This window comes from Lactobacillus sp. ESL0791 (assembly GCF_029433255.1).
Classification (GTDB): Bacteria; Bacillota; Bacilli; order Lactobacillales; family Lactobacillaceae; genus Lactobacillus.
The window spans coordinates 2,292,045-2,317,244 of the sequence record NZ_JAQTHU010000001.1; the positions used below are offsets into that span (position 1 = coordinate 2,292,045).

A 25,200-nucleotide genomic window follows, 5' to 3' on the forward strand; every position below is an offset into this window, starting at 1 on the left:
CTTTCTAGCTTATTTAGGCGTCTTGATCGATTTCGGATCAATACCTAAAGCCTTAGCCATACCTTTGTTAACAAATAATTGCAGATGATCAGCCTTTTCAACCGGCATGTTTTCAGGCTTTGCCTTACCGGATAAAATCTTGGCTGCCATCTTACCAGTCTGTCTGCCAAGTGCTTCGTAATCAATTCCGATTGAAGCAAGGCCGCCATCCTTAGCTTGATCAATTGAACCTGTAACTACGGGGATCTTGTGTTCCTTAACTACTTTGCCCACTAGCGAAGCTGCGGAAGCAAAAGTATTGTCTGTTGGAATGTAAATACCTTGAACCTTACCTGCTAAAGTTTCCGTAACTTGCTGGACATCGTTAGTTGTATTAGCAGTTTTAACCAATACCTTTACGCCAGCCTTTTTTAGTGCAGCAATTGCCAAATCTGCTTGAATCTTAGAATTGGCTTCACCCGCGTTATACATGATGCCGATAGTTTTAGCTTTAGGAACGATTGACAGCAATAATTCGATCTGCTTATCTAGTGAAACCATATCGGTTGTACCCGTAACATTTCTGCCTGGTTTTTCATCTGAATTGACAAGTTTAGCACCTTTTAAATCAGTTACAGCTGTAACAACAATTGGAATTTTTTGTGTGGCATTAGCCAAACTTTGCGCAGCTGGCGTCGCGATTCCCAAAAGCAAATCGGATTTCTCATTAATCAGCTTGTCGCTCATACTCTTCAAATTATCTTGGCTGTTTTGGGCGTTTTGGTAATCAATCTTCAGATTTTTACCTTCAACATAACCGCCGTCTTTCAAGCCTTCCTTAAAGCCCTTGTAGGCTTTATCAAGCGATGGGTGCTGCACGACTTGCAATATTCCAACATGCTTAACCTCTGCACTCTTGCCGCTCTTATTGCTGCATCCACTTAATAGCAATAAACCTGCTAAGCCGACACCTATTCCGGTAATTAATTTTTTAATATGCATTACTAGTCCTCCAAAATCTAACATATAAAAAATACCCACTTATTTCTAAGCAGGTATCTCAAAAATCATTTCAAAATTAATCGCTGCGATTAGCCACTTAGAAGTATGTGACTAACTGCAAACAAATTGCTTTAGCCATCATAGATAAATTCAAACTTGCGTTTCGTTTGAACCCATCTAGATGAATCCAAACGCTATCTAAAATAGCTAAAGTAATAACGAGTATTCAATTGTAATTTTCGACTTTCACTATTAGTCATAAAAACTACCTCCAACGCTCAATGTCAAAATTATAAATTATTTAAAAAGCAAAGTCAAACAAAAATTATGAAGATAATGATCAACCACTACGGCTAAAGTGTTTAGCTACATTTTAGTCATCTCATTGAAGTTAAAAATTCGACAAAATATTTAAAAATTGGTAAATACCAATTTAGCTGTTGACAAATTGGAATATACCAATTTATAATGGCTTTAACAAGTAAACTAGGAGGAAAATTATGAAGATAATTGTTAGAGCAGACAGCACAGAATGTGGTGCTGCAGCATACGAAATTTTTGCCAAAGGAATTAAAAATGGCGCTAAAGTCTTAGGCTTAGCTACCGGTTCGACACCACTTCCGCTATATAAGGAAATGATCAAGAGCAACTTGAATTTCGATAACTTAACCAGTGTCAATCTTGATGAGTATGTCGGCCTGCCAGTCGATAACGACCAGAGTTATCACTATTTCATGCAGGAAAATTTGTTTAATAAGAAGCCATTTAAGAAAACTTATGTTCCAGACGGAATTAAGGCTGTCGATGATCCTGAAGGCGTATCACGTGAATATGACCAAATTATCAAAGATAATCCAATTGATATTCAATTGCTGGGGATCGGAAGAAATGGGCACATTGCTTTCAATGAACCTGGAACTCCATTTGATTCCCTAACCCACGAGGTTAAATTGACCGACAATACGATTAAGGCTAATTCACGTTTCTTTGCCAGCATTGATGACGTGCCAAAGTCTGCAATTTGCATGGGGATTGCCAACATCATGTCAGCCAAAAAAATTGTTCTGTTGGCATTCGGTGAAAACAAAGCCGCTGCTGTTAAGAAGATGATCGAAGGTCCCGTAACCGAAGAAGTTCCTGCATCTGTTTTGCAGAAGCACCCAGACGTAACGGTTATTCTTGACCAAGCTGCTGCTGCCGAATTAGACGACAAATATAAAAATTAAACAATAACTTATTAAGCAAGAGACAAGGTCCATGAGGCTTTGCCTCTTTTTTGTTTTCTTGATAATCCTTCTTTTATAAAAATATTATAAATAGATAATTTCATATTTATAGATTACTGCGAACAATCATGGTATGATGAAAATCAGATTGAGGGGTTGGTGGTAAATTGAGAAGAACAAATAAATGGCTGTTAATGTTGGGAATACTATTGTTATTACCACCACCATTTTACTTATTATGGGCTACCAGCCCTGTTTGGCAAAAATATCTAAGATTGCAGTTACCGCAAGTAGGAAAAGTTAATCCAATTTTTACTTGGTATCTCATTATAATTAGCGCTGTTGCAATTGTATTTTTAATCATCAGCTTTTTCACTATTTTATGCTGGCCAACGCACAATAAATTTAACCTGCTTAAGCGCAAGGACGGGCAGGTTAGAATTACCAGCAAAGCAATCAACGGTTTCGTGGCTTCTTCATTAACGGACTTGCCCTACGTAAACCAAGTCAAGGTTGATTCAAAGCTAACCAACCGTCATATCAAGATTAAGATTAGCGGTAATCTTGGTACCGGAGAGAATCTGGAAGCAATGCTTAATGAATATCTGGATCAAATGACCCAAAATTTGCGTAAACTTTTAGGAATTAACCAAAAGCCTAAAATTACCATTAAGTTTACTAACTTTCAAAGCACAAATAATAACGCTAAGCGCGTGCAGTAAGGAGGTAGAAAGTGAAAGAATTTATTAAACAGCACCTCCCCATATTATGCGGCGGCGCAATCGGCTTATTATTGGCATTTTGCTTTTTAGGATTAGGCTTTTTTAAAACTATTTTTGTGGTTGTGATGCTGGTTCTAGGTGGCTTATTTGGCTACTTTTGGCCGGTATTAAAAAAATTACGCGACAAATGAAAGGAATAATTATTTATGACACAGACAAATACAAAAGAAGTTAAGGGCGACCTTAATTATGATTCAAAGGTTATCCAGAAAATTATCGGTATCGCTTTATCCGATATCAAAGGCTTGTTGACCGTTGACGGTGGTTTTTTCTCTAACTTATCTGATAAAATCGTCAATAGCAGCAATGTTACCTCTGGCATTAATGTTGAAGTCGGCAAAAAGCAGGTTGCTGTCGATATTGATATTGTTGCAGAATATGGCGTTGACATTGCCAAGCTTTATGATGAAATCAAGAAAAAAATCTATAACAAGGTCAAAGAGATGACTGGATTAGACACAGTCGAAGTCAATGTTACAGTTGTTGACATTAAGACAAAAGAGCAGCATCAAAAGGACTCAGTCAGCTTGCAGGACAGAATCACCGGTGCAGGCAAAGACGCTAAAGATAAGGTCAATGAGCAAAAAGACAAGGTTGAAGATAAACAAAAGAGTGTCACGCAAAGAGTTAAGTAATTTGTTTTAAATTTGCAAAAAGTCCCAGGTAAAGTAATGAAGTGCTCCATAATTGTTAGACATAGAACTAACAGTTAGGAGCACTTTTTATATGACTAAATATTTAACTAAACTAAAAATAGAAATTGTTATATATTTATTTGATGCCGAATTGTTTTCAAATCAAGATTTTTAGGTGAATTAATATGATCTAGAACCGATGTAAGTGTTAAAGTTGCGTCTTTACTCATAATAGCATCATATATTTGTTGGTGTTCAGCAATAACTTCCTTTTTGCGGTTAGAATTTTTATATGCGTTAATTGCAAGCAACTTAATCATATACGAATAACGATTGTGCAAATCAATAAAAACCTGATTTTTAGTTGAACTAACCAAAATACGATGAAAATTAAAATCTTCCTTAGAAAAAGTAATGTCGTCCTTCTCAATAATTTTTGCTTGTTTAAGCAACGATTTTTTTAGTTTGCTTGTGATATCTTTTGCAAAGTTTTGCTGCTGATTTTGCAAAAGATAATAAGCAGAATATGATTCAATTGCAGACCGTACCTCGTACATCTCAATAACTTCTTTTTCTGTTAATCGATGCAGCATAAAACCCTTATTAGGAATAATATCAATATACTTTTCTTGCGATAAATTCTGTAAAGCATTTCGAAATGGTGTTCTAGAGATACTTAATTGGTTAGCAATTTTAGTTGCGGAATAAACTTTCTGGTAATCAAAATGATGAGCTAAAATTTCTTTTTTTAAATAACTATAAGCGTTTTCTTGCAGACTCATAAAAATTATTTTCACTTTCTTAAATCATTAGTCCTTAATTAATATTAACGATACTATATGAGTGTGAATAAGTAAACTAATGGTTAATAAAAATTATTACTAACCCTATTGACGCAGAATAATTGCTGTGATATTTTAATGGTGTATTCCGGTATACAGGTTATATAAATTAAGAAATGCTAATAGGCATTTTATTTTTTCCAATAAATGAAAGCGCTGTCTGAAAGGGGCTATTTTATGAAAAGAATTGGTTTTATTGGTTTAGGGATCATGGGCAACCCTATGTCCCAAAATTTGTTAAAGGCAGGGTTTAATGTCTCTGTTAACGACTTAAACGACAAAGCAGTCGCTAAACTAGCTGCTCTCGGTGCTAAAGAACAGACTCCTGAAAATATGGCTAAAAATACAGATATTATTATTACCATGCTTCCTGCAGCTAAACAAGTTTGGTCTGTACTGAACGGACCAAAGGGAATTTTACAAAATGCTCATCCTGGTTTAATTATTTTAGATATGAGTTCAATCGGACCGACTGATGCCAAAGCAATTGCCCAAGAAGCAGCTACCCATCAAGTAGAAACTTTGGATGCTCCTGTAAGTGGTGGTGAGCCAAAAGCGATTGACGGAACTCTGTCAATCATGGTCGGCGGAAAGAAAGAAACGTTCGCTAAAGTAACAGATGTATTACAAGCAATGGGACACGATATCGTTTTGGTAGGTGATCACGGCAGCGGTGTTACCGCTAAGCTTGCAAACCAAATTATCGTCAATCTGAACATTGCCGCTCTTTCTGAAGCTTTGGTTTTAGCTGCCAAGGCGGGAATTGACATTGAAAAAATGTATCAGGCAATTCGTGGGGGCTTAGCCGGAAGTGCTGTAATGGATGCTAAAGTACCATTAATTTTAGACAGAAACTTCAAACCAGGCGGAACAATGGCAATCAACATGAAAGATCTAACCAATGTTTTGCAAACCGCTCATGACTTAGATGTCCCTGTTCCTTTCTCAAGTCAATTGCTGGAAATCTTCCATGCTTTGAAAGCAGATGGAAAAATCATGGATGATCATGGTGGAATTGTACAATATTTTGAAAAAATTGCTAATGTAACTGTTACTAGAGGTGAAAAATAAATGTCAGCCATTGATGCAAAAGAAACTTTTGCTAGCCTTCCACCAGAACCTGAGTTTGATAAAGTTACTGCATTGCTTAAACCCGCTTTAGCCCAATTTGCCACCAAGATTATTGTCCTAGACGATGACCCAACTGGTAGTCAGACTTTACACGATATTTCCGTTTATACAAATTGGTCAATCACCAGCATTCGGCAAGGGTTCGCAGAGAAAAATAGCATGTTTTATATTTTAACTAATTCTCGCGGCCTAACTGAAAACGAGACAAAAACTTTACACACAGAAATAGCAAAAAATATTTGCCAAGTTGCTAGTGAAACACGGCAAAAGTTTTTAATTATTAGCCGAAGTGACTCTACATTACGCGGACACTATCCCTTAGAAACCGAAATACTTAAAAAAGTGATTGAAAAGGAGATGACAATTAAATATGACGGTGAGGTAATTATGCCGTTTCTTAAAGAAGGCGGCCGCTTCACAATTAATGATGTTCATTATGTCCAAATGGGTGAAAAACTAGTTCCTGCTGGTGAGACAGAATTTGCTAAAGATGCAACATTTGGCTTTAAGTCTTCTAACTTAAAAGATTGGGTTCAGGAAAAGACCGTCGGAAGATATTTAGCCAAGGATGTTACTTCGATTGAGTTAGCTGATTTACGTACTTTAAACATTACTAAAATAACTGCCCAACTGCAGCATGTTAAAAATTTTAACAAGGTAATTGTCAATGCTGCTGATTATTGTGACGTCCAAGTTTTTGTAATTGCTCTAATTCAAGCAATTACAAATGGTAAGAACTTTATTTTTCGAACTGCCGCTGCTCTTCCAAAAATTATTGGCGGCGTGAGCGATAAACCGCTTTTAACAAAAAATGATTTAGTGGCCCAAGATACCACGGCAGGAGGTTTAATTATCGTCGGTTCACATGTACAAAAATCAACGGAGCAGTTAAACGAGTTAAAAAAATTATCAAATATTAAATTTATTGAATTCAATGCAACCAAAATTTTAACAAAAGAAGGCCTGATCCCCGAAGAAGAACGTGTTTCAGCGGAAGTCAATAAATTATTACAACAAGGAAGAACTGTAACAGTCTATACTTCAAGAAAAAAGATCGAAGCAGCAGACAACAATGAAGAACATTCCTTAAAGTTATCTGTTTCTATTTCTGAAGCTATTACTAATATAGTTAAAAATTTAACAGTTAAACCAAGATTTTTGATTGCCAAAGGAGGAATCACTTCTAGTGATGTTGGCGTACACGGATTGGGAGTGAAACGTGCTACAGTTGCAGGTCAAATAAAACCAGGAATTCCCGTTTGGAACACAGGCATGGAAGCCAAATTTCCTAAATTAGCCTATGTCATTTTCCCAGGGAATGTCGGCAATAAAGAAACCTTGCGTGAAGTCGTTGAAGAGTTAGATAAAAGATAAATTTTCATTTTTGCTTTTGTTAAACAAATACTAGTTAATACAAAAAATTATTAAGATCGATTGAAAGATGGTGAATCTAATGCATCTCAATAAGAAGTTTTATAAAAAAATGTTGTTTATTTCTTTGTTATTATGTGCTATTAGCATGGTTGGCTCCTATTTAGTGAAAACAGATTTCGGCAATGTTACGGTGAAAGATTTTTCTATTCTAAACGCTAATGGCCACAAAATTGCCGCAACAATGTATAAACCAAAAACAGCAGATTCTAAGCATCCCGCGCCAGCAGTTGTCTCCCTTCACGGAAGCTACAATTCACGGATAAGCCAAGGGTTTTCTGCCTTAGAATTAGCCAAAAGAGGTTATGTCGCAGTCACAATTGATAATGATGGTCACGGCGATTCAGACAATTACAAATCCAACCCAATGGACGCATTTTTTACCGTAACGGCACATCCAGGAAGCGCATTTAATAATTTAAAAACTGCACCAACTTCCGGAATTGCTGATATGGTTGAATACATGTGCAACAATTTGGACTTCATTGATAAAAAGCAGATTGGTGTCACAGGACACTCTTTGGGCGGAAAAATATCTGACGCAGCATACGCATTCTTTAAAATTCAAAATCATTTAAAAAAATCAAATGACAAAATCAGTGCCGTATTTCTAGTCGGTAACCAGCAACTGTCCGTTCCAAATAAGAAAGGCAAACCTATCTGGCAGCCATATATCACTTATGATCCAGACAATAAACCAAAAAGCGGTGATGAGGTTCCACTTTATTACAACGTTGACTATGGTGTCAACGCATCGCAATTTGACGAAAACAACTACACAACAGAAGCCGGCGGCCCTTGGACTTTTTACAAATCAAACAATGCAAGAACTTTCATTAACGAACTTGATAATGAACATTTAACCAAGAAAGATGACGTAAAAGTTGGGCATCTCTATAAGGGCACTGTTCACGGCTCAAAAGAAAAATATATTCGCATATTATATCAACCTAAAGAAATTCATATGGTTAATCCCTATGCTTTAGCCGCTAACCGCAATGTTGTCGATTTTTTCCAGAAAGCATTCAAAGCACCGCATTATATTGACCCCCAAAATACAACCATGCAGTATCAACAACTATTTAGTTTTATCGGTGTAATTGGTTTCTTTATGGCTATTTATTCATTTGCCTGCATTTTACTGACAACAAACTTCTTTGGCACGTTATTGGTAAAATCAGACAGTGATATTTTCAGACCAGATTACCCAGAAACGGTATCCGGTAAAATATGGTATTGGGGATTGATGATTATCGGATCAATCATTCCTGTACTTTGGTTAATGCCTTTATCAATGTGGATCGGTGGACACAAAGGCCCGACATTTTCTCAAAGAAGCTTATTCGGCACCGTCATTTGGCCGCAAGGATTGCAGCTGGAACAAGCAATCTGGGTGGCCAGTGCAGGAATTGCCACGATTGTATTCTTTGCCCTACGCTACTATCTATCAATGAAAAAAGAAGGAGCTAATCCTGCAGAATGGAACATGGGAATTTCTGCAAATAATGCATGGAAAACCTTTTGTTTAGCAGCCTTAGCGGTACTATTTGGTTACGCCGTTGTTGGTGTGGCAGCATACTTCTTTGACTCTTACTTTAGTGTGCTAAATTGGGTTATCAGTTTTCCTAACAAAACCGATTTCTTAATCGCACTGCGCTACATCCCGCTTTTTGCTATTTTCTACTTTACAAATGCATTTACACAAAACATTGGAAGAATGGTCAAGACACGGGCCGAATGGAAAAACACTTTATTAATGTGTGTAATCAACGAGTTAGGACTACTATTGTTATGGATTTACCAATATTACACGTTCTCTCAAAAAGGAAGTGTGCCGTTAAACAGTGCTAGAGTGATGCAAACGTGGACTTTCTTTATTATTCAAAGTTTATGCGTCATTTTTGCAAGAAGGTTTTATTTAAAGACAGGAAAAATTTATCTAGGATGTACTATCAGTTCCCTCGTCTTTACAATTATCGCCTGCAGTCACACAATGACACTTAACGTAACCAACTGGTGGTTTTAATTCCGATTTATTTCAACTTAAAAGTGAGAGTAACTTTTGAAAATTACCCTCACTTTTTAATTTTATCTGATTGAGAATTGTAATATTAAATTTAACACTTTTCAAGAATATATTTATCCCACATTAGCCTGATAAATATAATATTGCAAGTAAACATCCTGCTTCTTTAGTTTGATCAAAGATTCTTGTTCGGCAACCGAACTGGGAAGCAGCGCAATACCCTTTCCCTGCTTGACCAAAGTTTCAATGGCCTGGAGCGAATCCACCTCGGTAATCTGCTCTTCTTGCTGCAGATCATGCAGTGTCTGCTTTCGAAAAGCACATTGGGGATCACTATTTACCAAAACCGGCATTTCCGCCCGCGCACTTTCATCAGCAGAACTGACTAGATAATTAGCCGCAAGTAACCCCTCTTTTTGTCGGTGATAATTTTTATTTTTAGTGAGATCAACAAAAGTCACAATCATATCATACAGATTGCTGGCCGCCTCCTGTGCAATTGTGCTCTGTGTTTTGACAATAATTTTGGTAAAATTACTGCCTTGAAATAAACTATCGTTATGCAAAACGTAATTTACCAAAACCTCATCTCCCAGCAGACTCTGTCCCTGCTTACTTATTTCCGCGGTAACTTTTGCTAATTCTGCTTCAATATTGAGACTAGCAGAGTACAAAATTCGGCCAGCCTTAGTTGGCATTACTCCTTTTTGTGTCCGCAAGAATAACGTTGTTGCAAATTCTTTTTCCAAGCTCTGCAGCCTGGCGGTGACATTCGACTGCGCATACCCCAATGCCTGTGCAGCCTTATTCAACGAACCTAATTCATAAATGGACCGAAAAATTTTTAAGTCATTAAGATTCATGTCCGCCTCCACTATCATTTTTAATGATAATCCTAGCACAAACTGGTATTATTCAACACGAATAAAACCTCCTATACTCAAAACTGTAGATAAATGTTTTAGAGTTTAGAGAGGTAATTATTATGACTATTAAAATTGGCATCAATGGCTTCGGCCGTATTGGGCGCCTAGCTTTCCGGCGTATCTTTGAATTAGGTACCACAGATATTGAAGTAGTTGCCATCAATGATCTAACCGATCCAGAAATGCTGGCCTACCTGTTAGCACACGATACAATTCATGGTGCTTTTCCCGCTACAGTTAGTGCCGACAGCACTGGCATTATCGTCGACGGCAAACATTACAATGTTTACGCCGAAAAGGATGCTGCCAAAATTCCGTGGGTTAACAATGACGGCGTGGAAATAGTGCTTGAAGCAACTGGTTTTTATACCAGTCAGGAAAAGGCCAGTGCTCATCTCAGAGCAGGAGTTAAGAAAGTGTTAATTTCCGCTCCTGCAGGTAAAATGCCAACTGTAGTTTATGGCGTCAACCAAAGTACCTTAACCTCCGCAGACAAAATCATTTCGCCCGGTTCATGTACAACGCAGTCAGTTGCGCTTTTGGCACAGCCACTTAACCAAGAATACGGCATCAAAGTCGGCAGCTTGACAACAGTTCACGCTTACACCGCATCTCAGAATCTAACCGACAGTCCCCGCGGGAAAAATAAACGGGCTAACCGAGCTGCAACTGAGAACATCATTCCCCATTCAAGCGGTGCGGCTAAAGCTATCGGCTTAGTTATTCCCGAATTGGACGGGAAAATGACCGGTAAGGCGCAGCGTGTCCCTGTGCGGGACGGTTCTCTGACAGAATTAGCACTAGTACTGAACCAATCTGTTACTGCTAGCGACATCAATAACTTATTCAAAAAAATTACTGCCAACAATGAATCTTTTGCCTATGACGACAGCGGCGTTGTCTCATCGGACATCATTGGCGACACCCATGGAGCCATCTTTGACCCAACCATGACCGAAGTTCTGGACATGGACAGCAACACCTGTCTTGCAAAAGTACACGCTTGGTATGATAACGAATACGGTTTTACATGCAATATGGTTAGAACCCTGCGTTACTTTGCCCAACTGTAAATTATTTTAATTACTAACTTCAATTTAATACCAATTACGACAAGCATCTTTACCCAAAAAGTAAGGATGCTTTTTAATAGCCGTAAGCTGATGATTCCTGTCTGTTATGTAAGATTTAAAACTTAACAATTTTTTATTCCTATAAATCAATAATAGTATATAATGATGGTGAATAATTAGGTTATTAAAATACTATTTACAAGGAGGTATTCACTATGAAAATTGTTATTGCAGGCTCAGGAGCAATGGGCCTAAGATTCGGCTGGCAGTTGAAGCACAGCGGCAACGATGTGACTTTGATTGATGGCTGGGACAAAAATATTGCTGCCATCAGAAAAGATGGGGTAACCGCAGAAATCAACGGCAAAAAAGCCAGCGAGAAAATGCCGATTCTTGCGCTGGAAGAAGTTGCTGGTCAAACCGAAAAAGCTGATTTGGTTGTTGTTTTCACCAAGTCGATGGGACTTGAGAAGATGCTGTCTACCATTCAGCCAGTGATCGGTGAGAACACCTACATTCTCTGCTTGTTAAACGGCCTCGGTCACGTAGAAGTTTTAGAAAAATATGTCAAGAAGGATCACATCATCATGGGAGTCACTATGGTTTCTACCAGTATGCCTGGACCTGGTCAAGTAAGATTTGACGGTAATGGCCAAACCGAGCTGCAATGCTTAGATGCCAGCGGCACAGACGAAACCAAAAAGGTAGTTGATGTTTTCAACAAAGCAGGAATGGATGCGGTTTACAGTGAAAATGTCGTCTACTCAATTTGGCGTAAGGCCTGTGTAAACGGTGTTGTCAATTCTATTTGTGCATTATTGGAATGCAGCATGCAGGAATTTGGCAAAACTTCAGGTGCCGATTTCCTGACACGGAAAATCATCGATGAATTTGCCGACGTAGCAGAACGCGAGGGTGTTTTTTTAGACAGAAAAGAAGTAATAGACCACGTAGAAAAATCCTTTGCACTTGATCACTATCCTTCAATGTACCAGGACTTGGTAGCTAACCACCGACCAACAGAAATCGACTACATCAACGGTGCTGTTTGGCAAAAGGGCGTTAAGTACAGTGTTGCTACACCATATTGTGAAACAATCACACGATTAATTCACACCAAAGAAGAAGCTATGGGTGTTAAATAGCTTACAACCATAAATTATTTTGACTTACAGAAACCTTTTTGCTTTGATAGTAAAAAAGGTTTTTGTTTTACTTGAAGCACGTAAACCATCATCAAATCAACATGCAAAGAATCTCTGCTTGCACTTTGCAGTTAAATTATCCAGAATAAATTTAGTTGAGGAAGAAAAAGATGAACTCGTAAATAAGTCCTTTGCAGCATCTTATTAACAGGATACTTTTTATTAAAGGAGAAAATATGCTAGAAGAGAAAAATATTAGAAAGTGGCACCTTTGGCAGACAATTATTCAGGATGCAATCTTGTTGCTATGCTTATTCGTAGGATTAATGAATAAAAATCTATTTAGTCAAAGACGAGAATGGCTCATGGTACTTTGTTTATTCTTATCTTGTTTTGAATTCGTATTATTAAAACCGGAAGGAAAATATCCGGCTATATGGCAAAAGATTAATCATTATCTGGCAACGGCGAGCATTTGTTATACATTGATGTGCAGCTTAGCAGCTATAACGCAACTCCTTAATTTTTATCATTTAATCAATCCCACTTTTTGGATGCTTCTGATCATGCTATATTCGTTTGTCATGTATATTCCCATGGCCAAATTAGCTTTACAAAAAATTGCCAACAACTGGGGCAGAATAATTGTTTTATCGTGGATTGTTTTTGTTTTTTTAGTTAATTCACAAGTCAATATTGCCGGCAATTTGCATTATGCTAAGCTATTACAGATAGTAATAAATTCAGGTTTTACAGGAGTAATAACCACCTTGATTATCACTTCGTTTGTAATGCGCCCATGGAGAATCAATCGTCCTAAATTTGCTTTTAGTTGTAAAGCAGGATGGGGTACAAATAGCTTTATTATCTTGATTATGACACTTGAACTCGGCTTTCTTTTATTAGGGGTGTTAACACAGTCACATTTTAGTCTACCAAAGATAAATTTAGCTAGTGTTTTTCTTGGACTGAGAGCGGGAATTGGTGAAGAATGGGTAATGCGCTTTATGCTTATCAGCCTTTTTATTCAAATTTTTCAAAATAGCAAATATCGAAGTTTTTTAGTTATACTATGTGACGGTGTCTTTTTTGGTGTATGGCACCTACAAAATATTTTTTCGCAATCACCTAAAGCTACCTTAGTGCAAATGCTACAAATTAGTGGACTAGGGTTACTGCTTGCTGCAGCTTATTTATATACTGGCTCATTGTTGGTGCCGATAACCTTTCATGGTGTCTATGACTTTCTTTTATTTATTATGCATAATGAAGCAAGCAATAATGGTGTTTTCAAGTCAAGAATGGCAGATCCAACAGCAGTTCAATGGCTGGGGACATTTGTTTATGTTATCTTTTACGTGGTGATTACCTTAATAATTGTTCTGGGCAAACGTCATCAGCAGGTCCTTAATTATAATTTGGAACATGACTTTTTATAAAGCGACTCTGTGCTATTATAAAAAATACACAGTTATTAACATAACTAATAATATAGCCAAATGATAAATTTGCAGAAAATCAAGGAGGTAAAATCATGACAGCAACAACTAAAAAAGAGCCAAGCTTTAATGAACTCGTAAACATGGCACTACAGCCTGATGGCAACCTGAAATTAATTATCAAGGGTAACACCGAACAAAAAGAGCAAGACACGATTGGCGTTGTCAGTGTTGTCTACATCACCAGTGATGTAGACGCAGCCACGAAAAAATTTGCAGACCTAAACGAACACAAAACCGTGGATGAATTCTATATGATTTACAGCTGTCCGCAAGATACATATTTACCAGATCTTGGCCACTACCCGTCAATTGAGATTTCTAAAGAAGATTTAGGATTGTAAAACAAAATTAGCATTAAAAGAGGAACCTGTTTACGCAGATTCCTCTTTTTGTGTAGAAATAATTCTTATCTAAAGCCTAAAACTCATCCTCGCTTATCCAATATTCGATAAGCTCTTTTCAATAATTCATTTAAATCTCTATCATTAGCTTAGTAAGCTGCTAACAGCTGCTTTATACTTTCTGCAATCGCTGTCCTGCTAATTCATAATGCTTAAAACCAAATTGCTGTACTTCACCTTCATCATAATGATGCGCGACCTCAATTACAGTACAAGGTAATTGATGGATTACCATCCGTACTTTTTGCGTCATTTGCAGGTCTAAGTTAGAAGTAGCTTCATCCAACAAAATAATCTTTTTATTAAATAAGAGTGCTCTAGCAATTTCGACTCGCTGTCTTTGACCACCAGACAGCTCTTTCCCAGCTTCACCATAAGACTTATCAAGAGCGCCAATCCCTAATTCATTACTTAAACCGACTTGCTTTAACACCTTTTGACAAGCTTCATCCGTAAATTCTTCTCCCAAAGTTAAATTAAAACGCAAAGTATCATTGAAGAGATATGGACTTTGCTGAATATAAGCAATTAGCCCAGATTTTAACAGTTCCGTCGTTTTACCGAAATTGTCTTCCAAATACAGTTGACCGGTTGTTGGTCTGATAAAGCCTTGAATCAAATTCAACAAGGTTGACTTGCCAACTCCTGATGCACCAGTGATCAGCACCTTACTACCATAAGGCAGTTTTAATGTCAGATTTTGTAAAATTTTGCGGTTATTACGGTAGGTAAAACTAACATTTACAAAATTAATTTGCGGTTTACTCGTTTGTACAATTACCGGTTGCGGCGAAAATTTAATTATCTGGTCATGCAAATTCATACGAATATTGGTTGTGGTTTTCATTTGATTGAGGTATTGCGCACAACCTCTCAGTGGCCCCACTACACGATCAGTCGCCATATAAATTGCCAGTACACTACTTACAGTTGTTTGTCCCTTAATCATCATTAACAAGCCAATTCCTGTTGGAATCATAAAACTAAGAGTAGACAAAATTGCTGATACGCCTAATGCAACAGCCTGCCAATTATTCATCGTTTGGTAAGAAATTTCCATTCGTTTAAGATAATGATCCGTATCTTGATAAACAGTCTTTTCAGCTAAATAAGTTTTAACCGTATGCAACCCTCTAAACAAATCTGTGACTTTACCAGTAAAAATACTACTAGCAGATTGCCAATTACTAGAGGCCTTAATATTTACTTTACCAAACAATTTAGGAGTTAGCATTGGCAGAGTTGAAAAAACAATAAAAATCAGTCCTAATGAAAAATTTTGCCACAAAATATAAACTGCTGAAACCACGGCCATTGCAAGATCCACTACCAAATTAAAAGCTGCCCGATAATAATTAGTTTCCACTAACTTAAAATCATTAAAGAGTTTCGATACATTATCAGCCGCATCAGTTGCAAGGTGTGCACTAAGCAGCTGCTGATAAATAAAATTTTCTTTTAACTTGGTATTTAATCGCTTAATCGCATTATTAAGCAACGCTTCCCTAACAGCCATTGCCACATAAACTATGATCCAAGCTCCTACACTAAGCATAATAAACAAGATTATCTGACCAGCAGTCGAGTTTCTATTAAAGTCAGCAATAGTTGCCGTAGCTGTGGCTAAAATCACACCATCAAAAGATGAAATAACAGTAGCTACTAACAATGCTACTAGTAACCACTTAGGCAACCATTTAAGAATAGTCTTAAAGCTCATCACTAACCCCCCAATTTTTTTATAACTTAGCGCTTACTATTTTTGCTTAATTATGTAAGTTAGAAGAATGCTACCGTGCCGTCTTTTTTCACCTTATTATTCACATGGTTGAAGAACAGCATCCCTAAAATCAACCAAATCACCGCATTCAAACTGCATATCAGTAAATTCAGCGGTACATTCACGGCTGCATCATTCACGCTGTCCTGAATCCAATAAACCATCGGCTCTACTGGTAAAATGTTACCGACATAACTTAACCCACCAGAGAAACTGCGAAAATCTGTCAACAGCAACCCTAAATAAATAAATTGAGCGATCTGCAACGTTGCACCAATTCGTTTATACCGCAACGTTAATCCAGCAATCAGATATCCCAGTCCAGTCACCGAAATCAATGCCAGCAAAAACGGCACCACCACAATTATTCCGGCGTGAAGCCACTTGCCGGTAAACAACATCAGGAAAAAGAGAATCACCAGCGAATAAACTGCGGAATAAATTAAGTTAACAAAGCCTTTAACCAAAAAGGTTTTTACTGGATTTACCGGCATTAAATATAACTGCTCTAAGGTTCCTGTTTCGGCTTCTTGACTAATTGAAAAACCCATATTATCCAAGGTACTGGTAATCAATGTCCACAAGCTAAAACCCAGAATTGCGGAAGTAAACGAGCGTCCGATTATGTTGGCTCCGGTTAAGGTACTCCCGCCCAGAAAAATGCCAAAAAACATAATTAAATAAAGGGCAATATTTGATAAATAATTTAGGGGATATCTTTTAATCCAAACAAGTTCATTTTCTAATTCTGCTGCAAAAAGTCGCATTTTATTCACCTACAAACGTTCTAAATAAATCTGTCAAAGTTTTGTTTTCACGGTTAACCGCGGTCACCGGCAGCTGGCCCAGCTTGGTCATCAGTGTCGGTGTGTCTTCCTGTTTTTCTAATTCTAACAAGTAGTCTGGCTTTCCCAACGATAATTTACCTAAATCAGCTAAATTCCGCTGCTCCTCAGAAGTCAGTACGCGGCTGAAATTAAGGCGGTAAACAACTTGCTGGTTAAATTTGGCTAATGTTGCTGCTAGTGACCCCTTGAAAATCAGCTTACCATGATTGATTAAAATCATTTTATCGGCAATTTCCTGAGCAAATTTCATTTCGTGAGTAGTTATCAAAATCGCCATCTTGCGTTCACGCGCCAACTTACGCAAGACATCTTCCATCACGGCAACGGCATTAACATCAAGTCCCAGTGTTGGCTCATCCAGAATTAACAATTCAGGATCGCCTAGACAGGCACAGCAAATAGAAACTGTCTGCTGCATCCCCAAGCTTAATTCCTTAACCGGCGTGTCTTTTTTATTTTCCAGATTAAATAGACGTAACAGTTCTAGTCCCTGCTCAATTGCTGCCTTTTTACTAAGACCCTTGTAACGACCCCAGTAAGCAAAATTTTCAGTAATTGATAAGTTCCAGTAAATATTGCGCGTACCTTCAAGAAGCGCGCCCGTTTTCTGCAGCAAGGGAATAGTTGATGCAGCTAAATCGTGCCCTTGAAAAAGCACATGCCCCTGGTCCTGCATAATCAAACCAAGAATCAACTTAATCGTGGTTGTTTTCCCTGCGCCGTTTGGCCCCAAGAAAACCGTAATCTCTCCCTGTTTTAAGGAAAAAGAAACGTCCGCCACAGCCTTCTTGCTCTTACCGTCCTTCGTAAATGTTTTACTAATATTTTTCACATCTAATAGCATCAATCATTCTCCTTGTCAGTTTTATCAAATATATTTAGTTATAATGAAAAGCTTGCATTAAATCTACTTTATACAGCTAAGTGGCTGTTTTAGGCAGTTAAGTGGATAAAAATGCTGGCTAACATGAATTTTTTGTTTATCATCTTTTTCTATCTTGTATTAATTTTGTTAGCAAGTTTTAATAATGTTTTTAGTATAAATCAGCTATAATAAAAAAGATAAAAATATCATATTTGATAGTTGATGCATTTGAGGCAGAAAATGACACTTGGGCAATTATTGAAAAAATACCGGACAAACCAGAAAAAGACGCAAAAAGATTGGTGCCAAGATGTGATCAGCCCCTCTTTTTACGGCAAAGTAGAAAAAGACCGCAACAAAATTGCGGTTCAAGACTTACTTAAATTATTGAGCAAAAATAATATTTCCGCACCGGAATTCTTTTCTGACTTGACCGCACCGCAGATTAGACAAAATACACCGGAAAATGAGTTAAATAATCTAATCTCAGAAACCTACTATTATAAATCCGCGCCAGAATTACGTGAGCTCCGGCAGACAATCGCTCAAAGCAAGCTTGCAAACAAGGAAGAACCATTGGCTTTCATCGACGGCTACTTAGCACTAATCACTGGAAAAGCAGAAAATTTCCCCGAAGACGAACAGAAATTGCTTAAAGAAAAAATTTTCAATATTTCAGATTTCACAAGTGATAATTTAGGTGTTTATTCCTCCTTCATGATGTTTTACTCAGTTGACAGCAATTTGCTCTTAGTAAGAAAAATTATCACTAGGTATCAAAACACTAAAGACATTAACATAAAAATCACCATACTATCCCTCATTTTCAACCTGCTTGTTTTGTGTATCATGTATGAACGCTACGATGAAACACAATTCTTTATTGAATTTGCGGATGGAATTACAACGTCACCCGAATCATTTTTCTACAAAAACGGTCTGTTGCTATTTGAAAACATGATTTATTATCACGCAGATCATCAAGAAAAATATTTAAGCACCTGTCAAATCGCCATCAATAATTTTACACTGCTGGGCATGCCTTCATACGCAGATAAGATGCGCAACTTTTTTAACGGTTATCTAGAAAGTCTAAGAAGTTAAAAGTTAAATAAACATTAGCTTTTAATTAACAGGTCTGTTTTTTGGTGCTAAAATGCGCATATAACTAATTTACTAGAAAGGACGAAAAATGCAAAAAAATAAATTTATCTTAGGCTTAGCAGCTGCACTTGTACTGACTACTTCAAGTATGTTGTTACCAAGCAATAATGCCCAAGCTGCGCAAAAAGAAACTATTCATGTCAACTACTCTTCCATTTATGACAGCAAAGGACAGTTTTTAAAATCATATCCAGGTGTAGAAAGTACTACTGATGTAAAGAATGCGACTTTCACAACTAATGGCAAAATCAAAAAAATTAATCATAAATTTTGCTATAGCATCGGTAAAGGCGGCTACCTGCCAATCTCTGACGTCGTAAGTCTTAACAACCTTGGAACTTTAAATCTTTCAAAAAACACCAGAGTCTACAACAAATATGGCAAAAAGCTAACATATTTTGCTGGACAAAGTGCTAGTTTAAAGAAAGGCATGCCCGTTAATTATGCTGGCAAAGTTAAGCCGCTGAAAAATGCTGACGGCAAGAAATACTTTTTATTAAACAAGGATTATACTTTTAGCTACCTGCCTTACCGTAAGATTCAAGGACAATACTATTATTCTCTAGGTCACGGCGGTTACATTAAAGCAAGCAATGTTGGCATGATTGATCAATTACAGGTATGCGTTCATAGCGTTACTGCTCGAGCTGATAAAAATCAATCAGTGTTTGATGATCACGGCAAAATAACTAAAGAAGTATTAAAATCAGGACAAAAAATTACACTTGACCGTTATGCTGACACACCTGAACTATTGGGTCACAGTGAAGATGGCGATGATGATAGTTGTTTTTACCGGATTCGCGGCACCAACAAATTCGTTATTTTAGAAACTGACGAAGTAAGTGGTAATTTGTTGCCATTCACTCGCTTCATGCATGTCAGAGCTACCCAGGATGCTAATGAATATGACAATTTAGGCCGTATTTTTGTTCGTCACTTTAACGAAGTAGTTAAACAAGGCACCACAAACAATAGCAATCCTAGTGCTACTGTGACTGCTGGCAGTGCTACACAAGCCCAAACTGTCGCCAAAACCGAGACACCACAAATCAAACAGGGGGAAGACGTTGCTGTCACAAGAGAATTATATCTTTGGGTTCCTGCCGAGCAAAAAGCCGAATTATTTTACGAGTTACGCGATAATGATTACGCCAGTGACATTACACGTTTATTCATTAAAGCCAGCGACTTTAAATACAACAATTTTGGTCCCCAATTAAAGCCAGAAAACACTGTTGCAAGTGCTAAAGAAGCAAATAATGGTTTAGCAAGCACTAGTGATAAAAAGAGTTTGGGCGATTTAATCGCGCAAGCGCCGACGATTGAAGCCAGTGACAAATATCGTTTAAGCAATGAACGTTCAAGTTATGACTATTATTTAAAGCAGGCAAAACAAGTTTATGATTCCGATATTGCTACCCCAGAAGATGTTAGCCAAGCTTTAACTGGCCTGCAAGACGCACAAAATAAACTGAATGGTGCTAAAGTTGTTGTGCAGGATCTGCAACACATTACTGCGCAAGAAGCCGACAAAATTGTTACTTTAGTTTACACTTCTATTCAAGGCAAATATATTGGCAAGATACCTCAAGTTACCTTTAACCAAGACAGAACGGAGTTAGATTTAATTGACAATGGAGTTAAGCAGAAATTAAACATTACTGATTACGCCGAACAAGCAAAATAATACAAATAAAATTAAGTTAAGGACTGATTTTCAAGATTCAATTGAGGATTGGTCCTTTTTATTATTTAGTGACTGATTTTAGCAACTTTAAATATTCCTGATCCATTCCTGATAACTGATAATTTTCTTTTTGCAGCCAGCCAATTTCAAAAGTGTCTTCTGTTTTTTGCAACGGAATTGCTTGTAAATGAGCATAATATTCAACCTGATCGTAGGCATTAGTCATAATACCAACGGAATAAGCATTTGTTTGCATTAGAATTTCATGTAACGTACTGCGATCATTCACAACAGTCAATTTAGCATACTCAGAAATATCATGTTCTAAAAATTCAGTAGAAAAATCGACTAAGCTATCTTCATACATCACTAGAGGATATTTTTGCATTTCTGGCAAACTGATTGACTTTAAATTTTGGGCAAAAATTGGATTATTGGCACTAACGGTTGCCTGCAAAGAACAATTAGTCAAGAAATGGTATGTTAGCCCTTTTAATTTAAATAAGCTAAGTAATTGTTTTCTTTGATTTTTTGCTAACACAAGCAAACCCAGATCAACATTGTTATCGACAACTTTTTGCACAATTTCTGAAGATGAACATTCTAGAAAATAAAATTTGGTTGCTTCTGTTTGATACCTCTTCAGCAACTGAATAAATACCAAATTCGTAAAGCGCAGATATTGGCTGGCGATTTTCAGTTTTTTCGGCCCCATAACAGAAAAGTTTTGATAAAATTCCGTCGTTAACTGAAATTGATCACATGTTGCTTTAGCATGTTCTAAAAATTCACTGCCAAAAGTTGTTAACTCAACACCTTTGCCTGTTCTGACAAAAATTTTATGGTTAGTTTCCCCTTCTAATTCCTTAATTGCCTGTGACAAATTAGACTGTGAAACATACAAATGCTCTGCAGCTTTGTTGAAGGAACCATACCTTGCAATTGCCACTACCTGTTGTAATTGAGTAATTTTCATTTTAACCTCGATATTAGTTTTACTTATTAATCTCTATTAAAAATTAAGCTTATTTTTTAATTGTAAATCAGCTTATACTTAATTTCATTGAGAAAATGACTAATATTTAATGAACAAAAAACAAAATAAAATATTTTTACCAGTTATCATGAGTAGTTTGTGGACTCAGCTCCTAAAAGCATGGCTTTGTATGATGTTCATTGCGGGCACCGCTTTAATATTAACTTGTTTCATTACCACTAAGGAACAATCATGAAAAAATTAATTTTTACTTGTTCGGCCATCCAGGCCAACCATACCTTTAATCCAATTAATACTAAACTCGGAGATAATTTTTCACCAACTTTTACCTTTAGCAATTTATGTCCTGAAGCCAAAAGCATCGCCATTATCCTAGAAGATTTATCACACCCGCTAATCCATAACTTTACCCATTGGTTAATTTGGAATTTACCCGCAACTCAAACAATCCAAGGAAAAATTACACCAGGAAAACATCTCCCTAGTTTGCAAGCTAAACAAGGAATTGCGTATGGATGGCACAAATATGCGGGCCCCAAGCCTCCCTTAAATCACACCCATACTTATCAATTCACGGTTTATGCATTAAACTGCAGGTTAAAACTTAGTAGCAACACAACTAAGAAAAAGCTCTTAAAAGTTTGTCAGAATAAAATTATTCAGAGCGGCAAAATTACTGCAACTTTTACAAGAAAAAAATAATTATGCACTTAAGAAAGCCAACCGAGTCAACTTTCTTAATTTATTTATTCTTATCAAACCATTTAACCCCTAAATATAATATTTTATTAAAAATATTCTTGGTGTAGTATGGTTAAGAGGAAGTTCGCCCATTACCAACTCAGCAACAATTGGCGGCAAGGGGCTAACATATAATCTGAATTTTAATAATAAAAAATAAGAGGAGAATAAGATGGACAACAAATTAATTGATGATTTTGCCAGCAAAGTAATGCAGACTTTTTCTTTGCCTAGTTTAGGTGTAGGTATTTACCACTTCGGCAGCAACTTCAGCAAGGTCTACGGTGATGCCAGCGAAAACAGCCTGTATCCCCTAGCCTCAATTTCCAAGTCATTTTTGGCAACTTCAATTTGTAAACTTGCAGATGAAGGCAAGATTGATCTGGATGAACCGTTAAAAAAGTATTGGCCTGATTTTAAACTTGTTGATACTTATGCACAAGATCATCTAACTTGGCGGGACGCCTTAAGCCACCAAAGCGGCCTGCCTGCGCATGATTTAATGCGGTTTACCAACATGAACAAGCATGACTTAACTTTAAAGGAAAAGGCCGAACACGTTGGCTATCTGCAGCCCAATCACGAATTGCGCTACAAAATGCAGTATAGCAATCTGATTTATGCGGTTTCTACCTATGTGATGGAACAGGTTATCAATGAAAGCTATGGTACCTATGAGCAAGAAAATTTGCTTGACCCACTGGGCATGCACAACACTTACATCAATCATCATGAAGCACCACGAGAGCGCATTGTTAAGCCATATATCAGGGAAAAGGGCACCACTAAGGAAGTCCCGTTTATTGCTCCGGGCAAGGTCGGCGGGGCCAGCAGCATGTTAGCAACCATCAGCGACCTGCTCACCTGGGCAAAATTCCAATTGCAAACACAAAAAGAAGCCGCAGACAAGATTACAGGGCAGCGTTACCTGCCGCAATCAATCATGCAGCCTAACCGTGCATACGGCGGAGCTAATTTTGCCGCCTACGGTTTCGGAATGATGATGGAAGATTATCGTGGTCACAAGTACTTTTACCACAGTGGTTCCTATATCGGTTACTGCTCTTTCTTAGGATTTGTGCCCGACTTAGATCTTGCCTTTGTCTGCACAACCAATATGGATTCCACCGATGCAATCTTCGCCTATGCCTATCAAGTAATTGATGAAGCCCTAGGAATCAGAGAAACTGATTGGGTAGACAAGGTCAGCAAAATAATGAACAAGAAACTTGCCAATAAAGAAGCTAAGCTGGCAGCCCTTAAGGGTAAAAATGCTCAGCCAGTAGCCGCAAGCAAGGAACTTTTAGGTGATTATGAAAATCCCGGCTACGGTTTGGTAACTTTGAGTGAAGAGGACGGACAACTAATGGTTACCCTCGGCAAGTGGCGCTTCCCAGTAGTCGTCAATGCCGATGGCCAAAAATTTATTGAAGAAAGATTGTACGAACACGAGTTGCTGCCAATTACCATAGGCGAGAAGCAAGTAGCAATTTTGACAGAACCGGCACTGAAAAAGCCGACGGTGTTTACGAAAGTTAGATAGACATAGGACTCATTCGTTCAATTGCTGTAAAAATCATCATTATGAATTGATATAAAAACCTATCCTTATTCTGAAGTGCTCCATAATTGTTAGACATAGAACTGGCAGTTAGGAGCACTTTTTTGCAGCAAAAAACTTTTGCCACCTTAATTATTCTTCTTTGTCTTAATCATCGTTATCAAAGTTATTCCAAAAACTGCTACACTAGTAATCAAAACCCCATACAGGGCATAATCAACATTGATCGTTCCTGCAATACTAGTAAAAATCGTCGTCATCAATGGCCCAACCATTGCTAAAATTGTATTAAGAAGTCCTATTGAAGACGCTAAGATATTGCGATCAACTGCAGTTACAAGCCACTGTGTTAATTTAGGACTAGCAGTTCCGGCAAAAAAGCCGAGAAAAGCAAGAAATACAATAAACATAATAATACTGCGACAAATTACTGCAAACAAAGCTGCGGCCGCAAAAATTATATCAGCTAAAGAAATAGCAAAAATTGATGTCTTTTTAAAAATTTTTGTTCCTACAGCGCTACCAAGAGCTATCCCAATTGAAGCAACAGCACCAATCAAGGCAATCGTGAAACTATAGCTTCCAAGTGCCATTGTTTGCTTATTTCCGGCAATCACAATTGTGGTCAACGGTTCAATCGTATCAAGAATGCCATTCATGAGTGCAACTACCAACACAATCGTTAATAAACCCGATGCTTTTTTCACCTGCTTAAAAGCATAAGCAATTGTTGTCCCAAAATTCTTGTCGTTAGTTTCCTGTGATGTTTGTGCATAATGCTCCTTTCGATAACTAACAGCAACATTAGCAAAAAGCAATCCTGCAGCTAAAAAAGTTAATGCATTGACAATTGCCAAAGTTGAATAAGACATAATTAGCAATAAACCCGAACCGGCAAATTGAGCAACTAAAGTAATCATTGAAGAAATTCCACCCGTAAAGCCTTCAGCTTCAGCAATTTCATTTTCACCAACTAGATCAACAATAATCGGGGTCTGCAATCCACCAGAATACATTCCCGAAATATCAGAAATAAAGTTAATGCCAATCACCATTAAGACTAAATTCCAACCAGCAAGATTGCTGGCAAATAGCCCGCCAACAATCATATACAAGACAAAACGGATAACTGCTAGCCAAATAATCATTTTAAATTTATTTTGTGTTTTATCCGCAAAATAGCCGCTTAAACTTTCGATTAGACGCGGAACAGATTCTGAAATAGAAATTAGCGAAAGCGCTAGTGCATAATTTTTAAGATTACTGGCATAAGTCATTAATGCTAAATAAAAAAGTGTGTCGCCTGCGCTTGATAGCCAACTGGCAAACGTAACTTTACGATAGTTTTTATTCTTTAAAAAAATGTCCATGATATTTCTCTCATTCCTTTTAACGTTATCCTTAGTATATTTTCGTTATAATTAAGAAATAGAAAAATAGTCCTATTCGACTT

The 25,200-nt window shown here is 37.3% G+C and carries 23 protein-coding genes; 15 read left to right on the forward strand and 8 right to left on the reverse strand.

Annotated elements, in window-relative coordinates; translation table 11 throughout:
- Positions 1-9: 9 nt before the first annotated feature.
- Positions 10-981 carry an ABC transporter substrate-binding protein gene (locus PT285_RS10595; RefSeq protein ID WP_280928008.1) on the reverse strand — a complete coding sequence of 324 codons (972 nt, stop codon included), beginning with the start codon at positions 979-981 and terminating at the stop codon, positions 10-12.
- 500 nt (positions 982-1,481) lie between these two features.
- On the opposite strand from PT285_RS10595, the gene nagB reads away from it, so the two are divergent.
- The 4 genes from nagB to PT285_RS10615 all read left to right on the forward strand — a co-directional run bounded on the left by nagB (position 1,482) and on the right by PT285_RS10615 (position 3,624).
- On the forward strand, positions 1,482-2,207 hold the full coding sequence (gene nagB / locus PT285_RS10600) for a glucosamine-6-phosphate deaminase (RefSeq protein WP_277150389.1): 726 nt from the start codon (positions 1,482-1,484) through the stop codon (positions 2,205-2,207).
- 167 nt (positions 2,208-2,374) lie between these two features.
- On the forward strand, positions 2,375-2,929 hold the full coding sequence (gene amaP / locus PT285_RS10605) for an alkaline shock response membrane anchor protein AmaP (protein WP_277150391.1): 555 nt from the start codon (positions 2,375-2,377) through the stop codon (positions 2,927-2,929).
- A gap of 11 nt (positions 2,930-2,940) precedes the next feature.
- The gene (locus tag PT285_RS10610) at positions 2,941-3,120 is read left to right on the forward strand and encodes a DUF2273 domain-containing protein (RefSeq protein ID WP_277150393.1); all 180 of its coding nucleotides are present in this window, start codon (positions 2,941-2,943) and stop codon (positions 3,118-3,120) included.
- Between the two features lie 15 nt (positions 3,121-3,135).
- Positions 3,136-3,624, forward strand: coding sequence for an Asp23/Gls24 family envelope stress response protein (locus tag PT285_RS10615; protein WP_277150395.1), 489 nt, complete (start codon positions 3,136-3,138; stop codon positions 3,622-3,624).
- A gap of 128 nt (positions 3,625-3,752) precedes the next feature.
- Here PT285_RS10615 and PT285_RS10620 read toward each other — a convergent pair whose 3' ends face one another.
- A complete protein-coding gene (locus tag PT285_RS10620) occupies positions 3,753-4,406 on the reverse strand; it encodes a GntR family transcriptional regulator (protein WP_277150397.1) in 654 nt (217 codons plus the stop codon).
- Positions 4,407-4,643: 237 nt separating this feature from the next.
- On the opposite strand from PT285_RS10620, the gene garR reads away from it, so the two are divergent.
- The 3 genes from garR (at position 4,644) to PT285_RS10635 (ending at position 9,054) form a co-directional block, all read left to right on the forward strand.
- Positions 4,644-5,537, forward strand: a complete 894-nt coding sequence (garR, locus tag PT285_RS10625; RefSeq protein WP_277150399.1) for a 2-hydroxy-3-oxopropionate reductase — start codon at positions 4,644-4,646, stop codon at positions 5,535-5,537.
- Positions 5,538-6,971 (forward strand): four-carbon acid sugar kinase family protein, encoded by a 1,434-nt coding sequence (locus PT285_RS10630; RefSeq protein ID WP_277150401.1) that lies wholly within the window; start codon positions 5,538-5,540, stop codon positions 6,969-6,971.
- 109 nt (positions 6,972-7,080) lie between these two features.
- Complete coding sequence (locus PT285_RS10635) at positions 7,081-9,054, forward strand: alpha/beta fold hydrolase (RefSeq protein WP_277150403.1); 1,974 nt, start codon at positions 7,081-7,083, stop codon at positions 9,052-9,054.
- A 113-nt stretch (positions 9,055-9,167) separates the two neighbouring features.
- Here PT285_RS10635 and PT285_RS10640 read toward each other — a convergent pair whose 3' ends face one another.
- On the reverse strand, positions 9,168-9,917 hold the full coding sequence (locus PT285_RS10640) for a LysR family transcriptional regulator (RefSeq protein ID WP_277150406.1): 750 nt from the start codon (positions 9,915-9,917) through the stop codon (positions 9,168-9,170).
- Positions 9,918-10,039: 122 nt separating this feature from the next.
- On the opposite strand from PT285_RS10640, the gene gap reads away from it, so the two are divergent.
- The 4 genes from gap to PT285_RS10660 all read left to right on the forward strand — a co-directional run bounded on the left by gap (position 10,040) and on the right by PT285_RS10660 (position 14,041).
- Positions 10,040-11,053: a type I glyceraldehyde-3-phosphate dehydrogenase gene (gene gap, locus PT285_RS10645; RefSeq protein ID WP_277150408.1), complete on the forward strand. Its 1,014-nt coding sequence runs from the start codon at positions 10,040-10,042 to the stop codon at positions 11,051-11,053.
- Positions 11,054-11,268: 215 nt separating this feature from the next.
- Positions 11,269-12,198 (forward strand): 2-dehydropantoate 2-reductase, encoded by a 930-nt coding sequence (locus PT285_RS10650; RefSeq protein ID WP_277150410.1) that lies wholly within the window; start codon positions 11,269-11,271, stop codon positions 12,196-12,198.
- Positions 12,199-12,434: 236 nt separating this feature from the next.
- Positions 12,435-13,637 (forward strand): type II CAAX prenyl endopeptidase Rce1 family protein, encoded by a 1,203-nt coding sequence (locus tag PT285_RS10655; protein ID WP_277150412.1) that lies wholly within the window; start codon positions 12,435-12,437, stop codon positions 13,635-13,637.
- Positions 13,638-13,732: 95 nt separating this feature from the next.
- Complete coding sequence (locus PT285_RS10660; RefSeq protein ID WP_277150414.1) at positions 13,733-14,041, forward strand: hypothetical protein; 309 nt, start codon at positions 13,733-13,735, stop codon at positions 14,039-14,041.
- Between the two features lie 172 nt (positions 14,042-14,213).
- On the opposite strand, the gene PT285_RS10665 is transcribed toward PT285_RS10660, so the two are convergent.
- From PT285_RS10665 to PT285_RS10675, 3 genes are read right to left on the reverse strand one after another with little or no spacing between them, the layout of a single operon-like run.
- Positions 14,214-15,821, reverse strand: coding sequence for an ABC transporter ATP-binding protein (locus tag PT285_RS10665; RefSeq protein WP_277150416.1), 1,608 nt, complete (start codon positions 15,819-15,821; stop codon positions 14,214-14,216).
- Between the two features lie 59 nt (positions 15,822-15,880).
- Complete coding sequence (locus PT285_RS10670; protein WP_277150417.1) at positions 15,881-16,648, reverse strand: ABC transporter permease; 768 nt, start codon at positions 16,646-16,648, stop codon at positions 15,881-15,883.
- Between the two features lies 1 nt (position 16,649).
- Positions 16,650-17,573, reverse strand: a complete 924-nt coding sequence (locus PT285_RS10675) for an ABC transporter ATP-binding protein (protein WP_277150419.1) — start codon at positions 17,571-17,573, stop codon at positions 16,650-16,652.
- Between the two features lie 261 nt (positions 17,574-17,834).
- Here PT285_RS10675 and PT285_RS10680 point away from each other — a divergent pair, with 261 nt between their 5' ends.
- Complete coding sequence (locus tag PT285_RS10680) at positions 17,835-18,698, forward strand: helix-turn-helix domain-containing protein (RefSeq protein ID WP_277150421.1); 864 nt, start codon at positions 17,835-17,837, stop codon at positions 18,696-18,698.
- Positions 18,699-18,786: 88 nt separating this feature from the next.
- Positions 18,787-20,448, forward strand: a complete 1,662-nt coding sequence (locus tag PT285_RS10685) for an SLAP domain-containing protein (RefSeq protein WP_277150423.1) — start codon at positions 18,787-18,789, stop codon at positions 20,446-20,448.
- 61 nt (positions 20,449-20,509) lie between these two features.
- Here the strand turns inward: PT285_RS10685 and PT285_RS10690 are convergent, their stop codons facing one another.
- Positions 20,510-21,424 carry a LysR family transcriptional regulator gene (locus PT285_RS10690; RefSeq protein WP_277150425.1) on the reverse strand — a complete coding sequence of 305 codons (915 nt, stop codon included), beginning with the start codon at positions 21,422-21,424 and terminating at the stop codon, positions 20,510-20,512.
- 249 nt (positions 21,425-21,673) lie between these two features.
- Between PT285_RS10690 and PT285_RS10695 the strand changes: the two genes are divergently transcribed.
- Both PT285_RS10695 and PT285_RS10700 read left to right on the forward strand, forming a co-directional pair.
- Positions 21,674-22,147 carry a YbhB/YbcL family Raf kinase inhibitor-like protein gene (locus PT285_RS10695; RefSeq protein ID WP_374211496.1) on the forward strand — a complete coding sequence of 158 codons (474 nt, stop codon included), beginning with the start codon at positions 21,674-21,676 and terminating at the stop codon, positions 22,145-22,147.
- Positions 22,148-22,358: 211 nt separating this feature from the next.
- On the forward strand, positions 22,359-23,729 hold the full coding sequence (locus PT285_RS10700; RefSeq protein WP_277150429.1) for a serine hydrolase: 1,371 nt from the start codon (positions 22,359-22,361) through the stop codon (positions 23,727-23,729).
- Between the two features lie 146 nt (positions 23,730-23,875).
- Here the strand turns inward: PT285_RS10700 and PT285_RS10705 are convergent, their stop codons facing one another.
- Positions 23,876-25,117 carry an MFS transporter gene (locus PT285_RS10705; protein ID WP_277150430.1) on the reverse strand — a complete coding sequence of 414 codons (1,242 nt, stop codon included), beginning with the start codon at positions 25,115-25,117 and terminating at the stop codon, positions 23,876-23,878.
- Between the last annotated feature and the right edge of the window lie 83 nt (positions 25,118-25,200).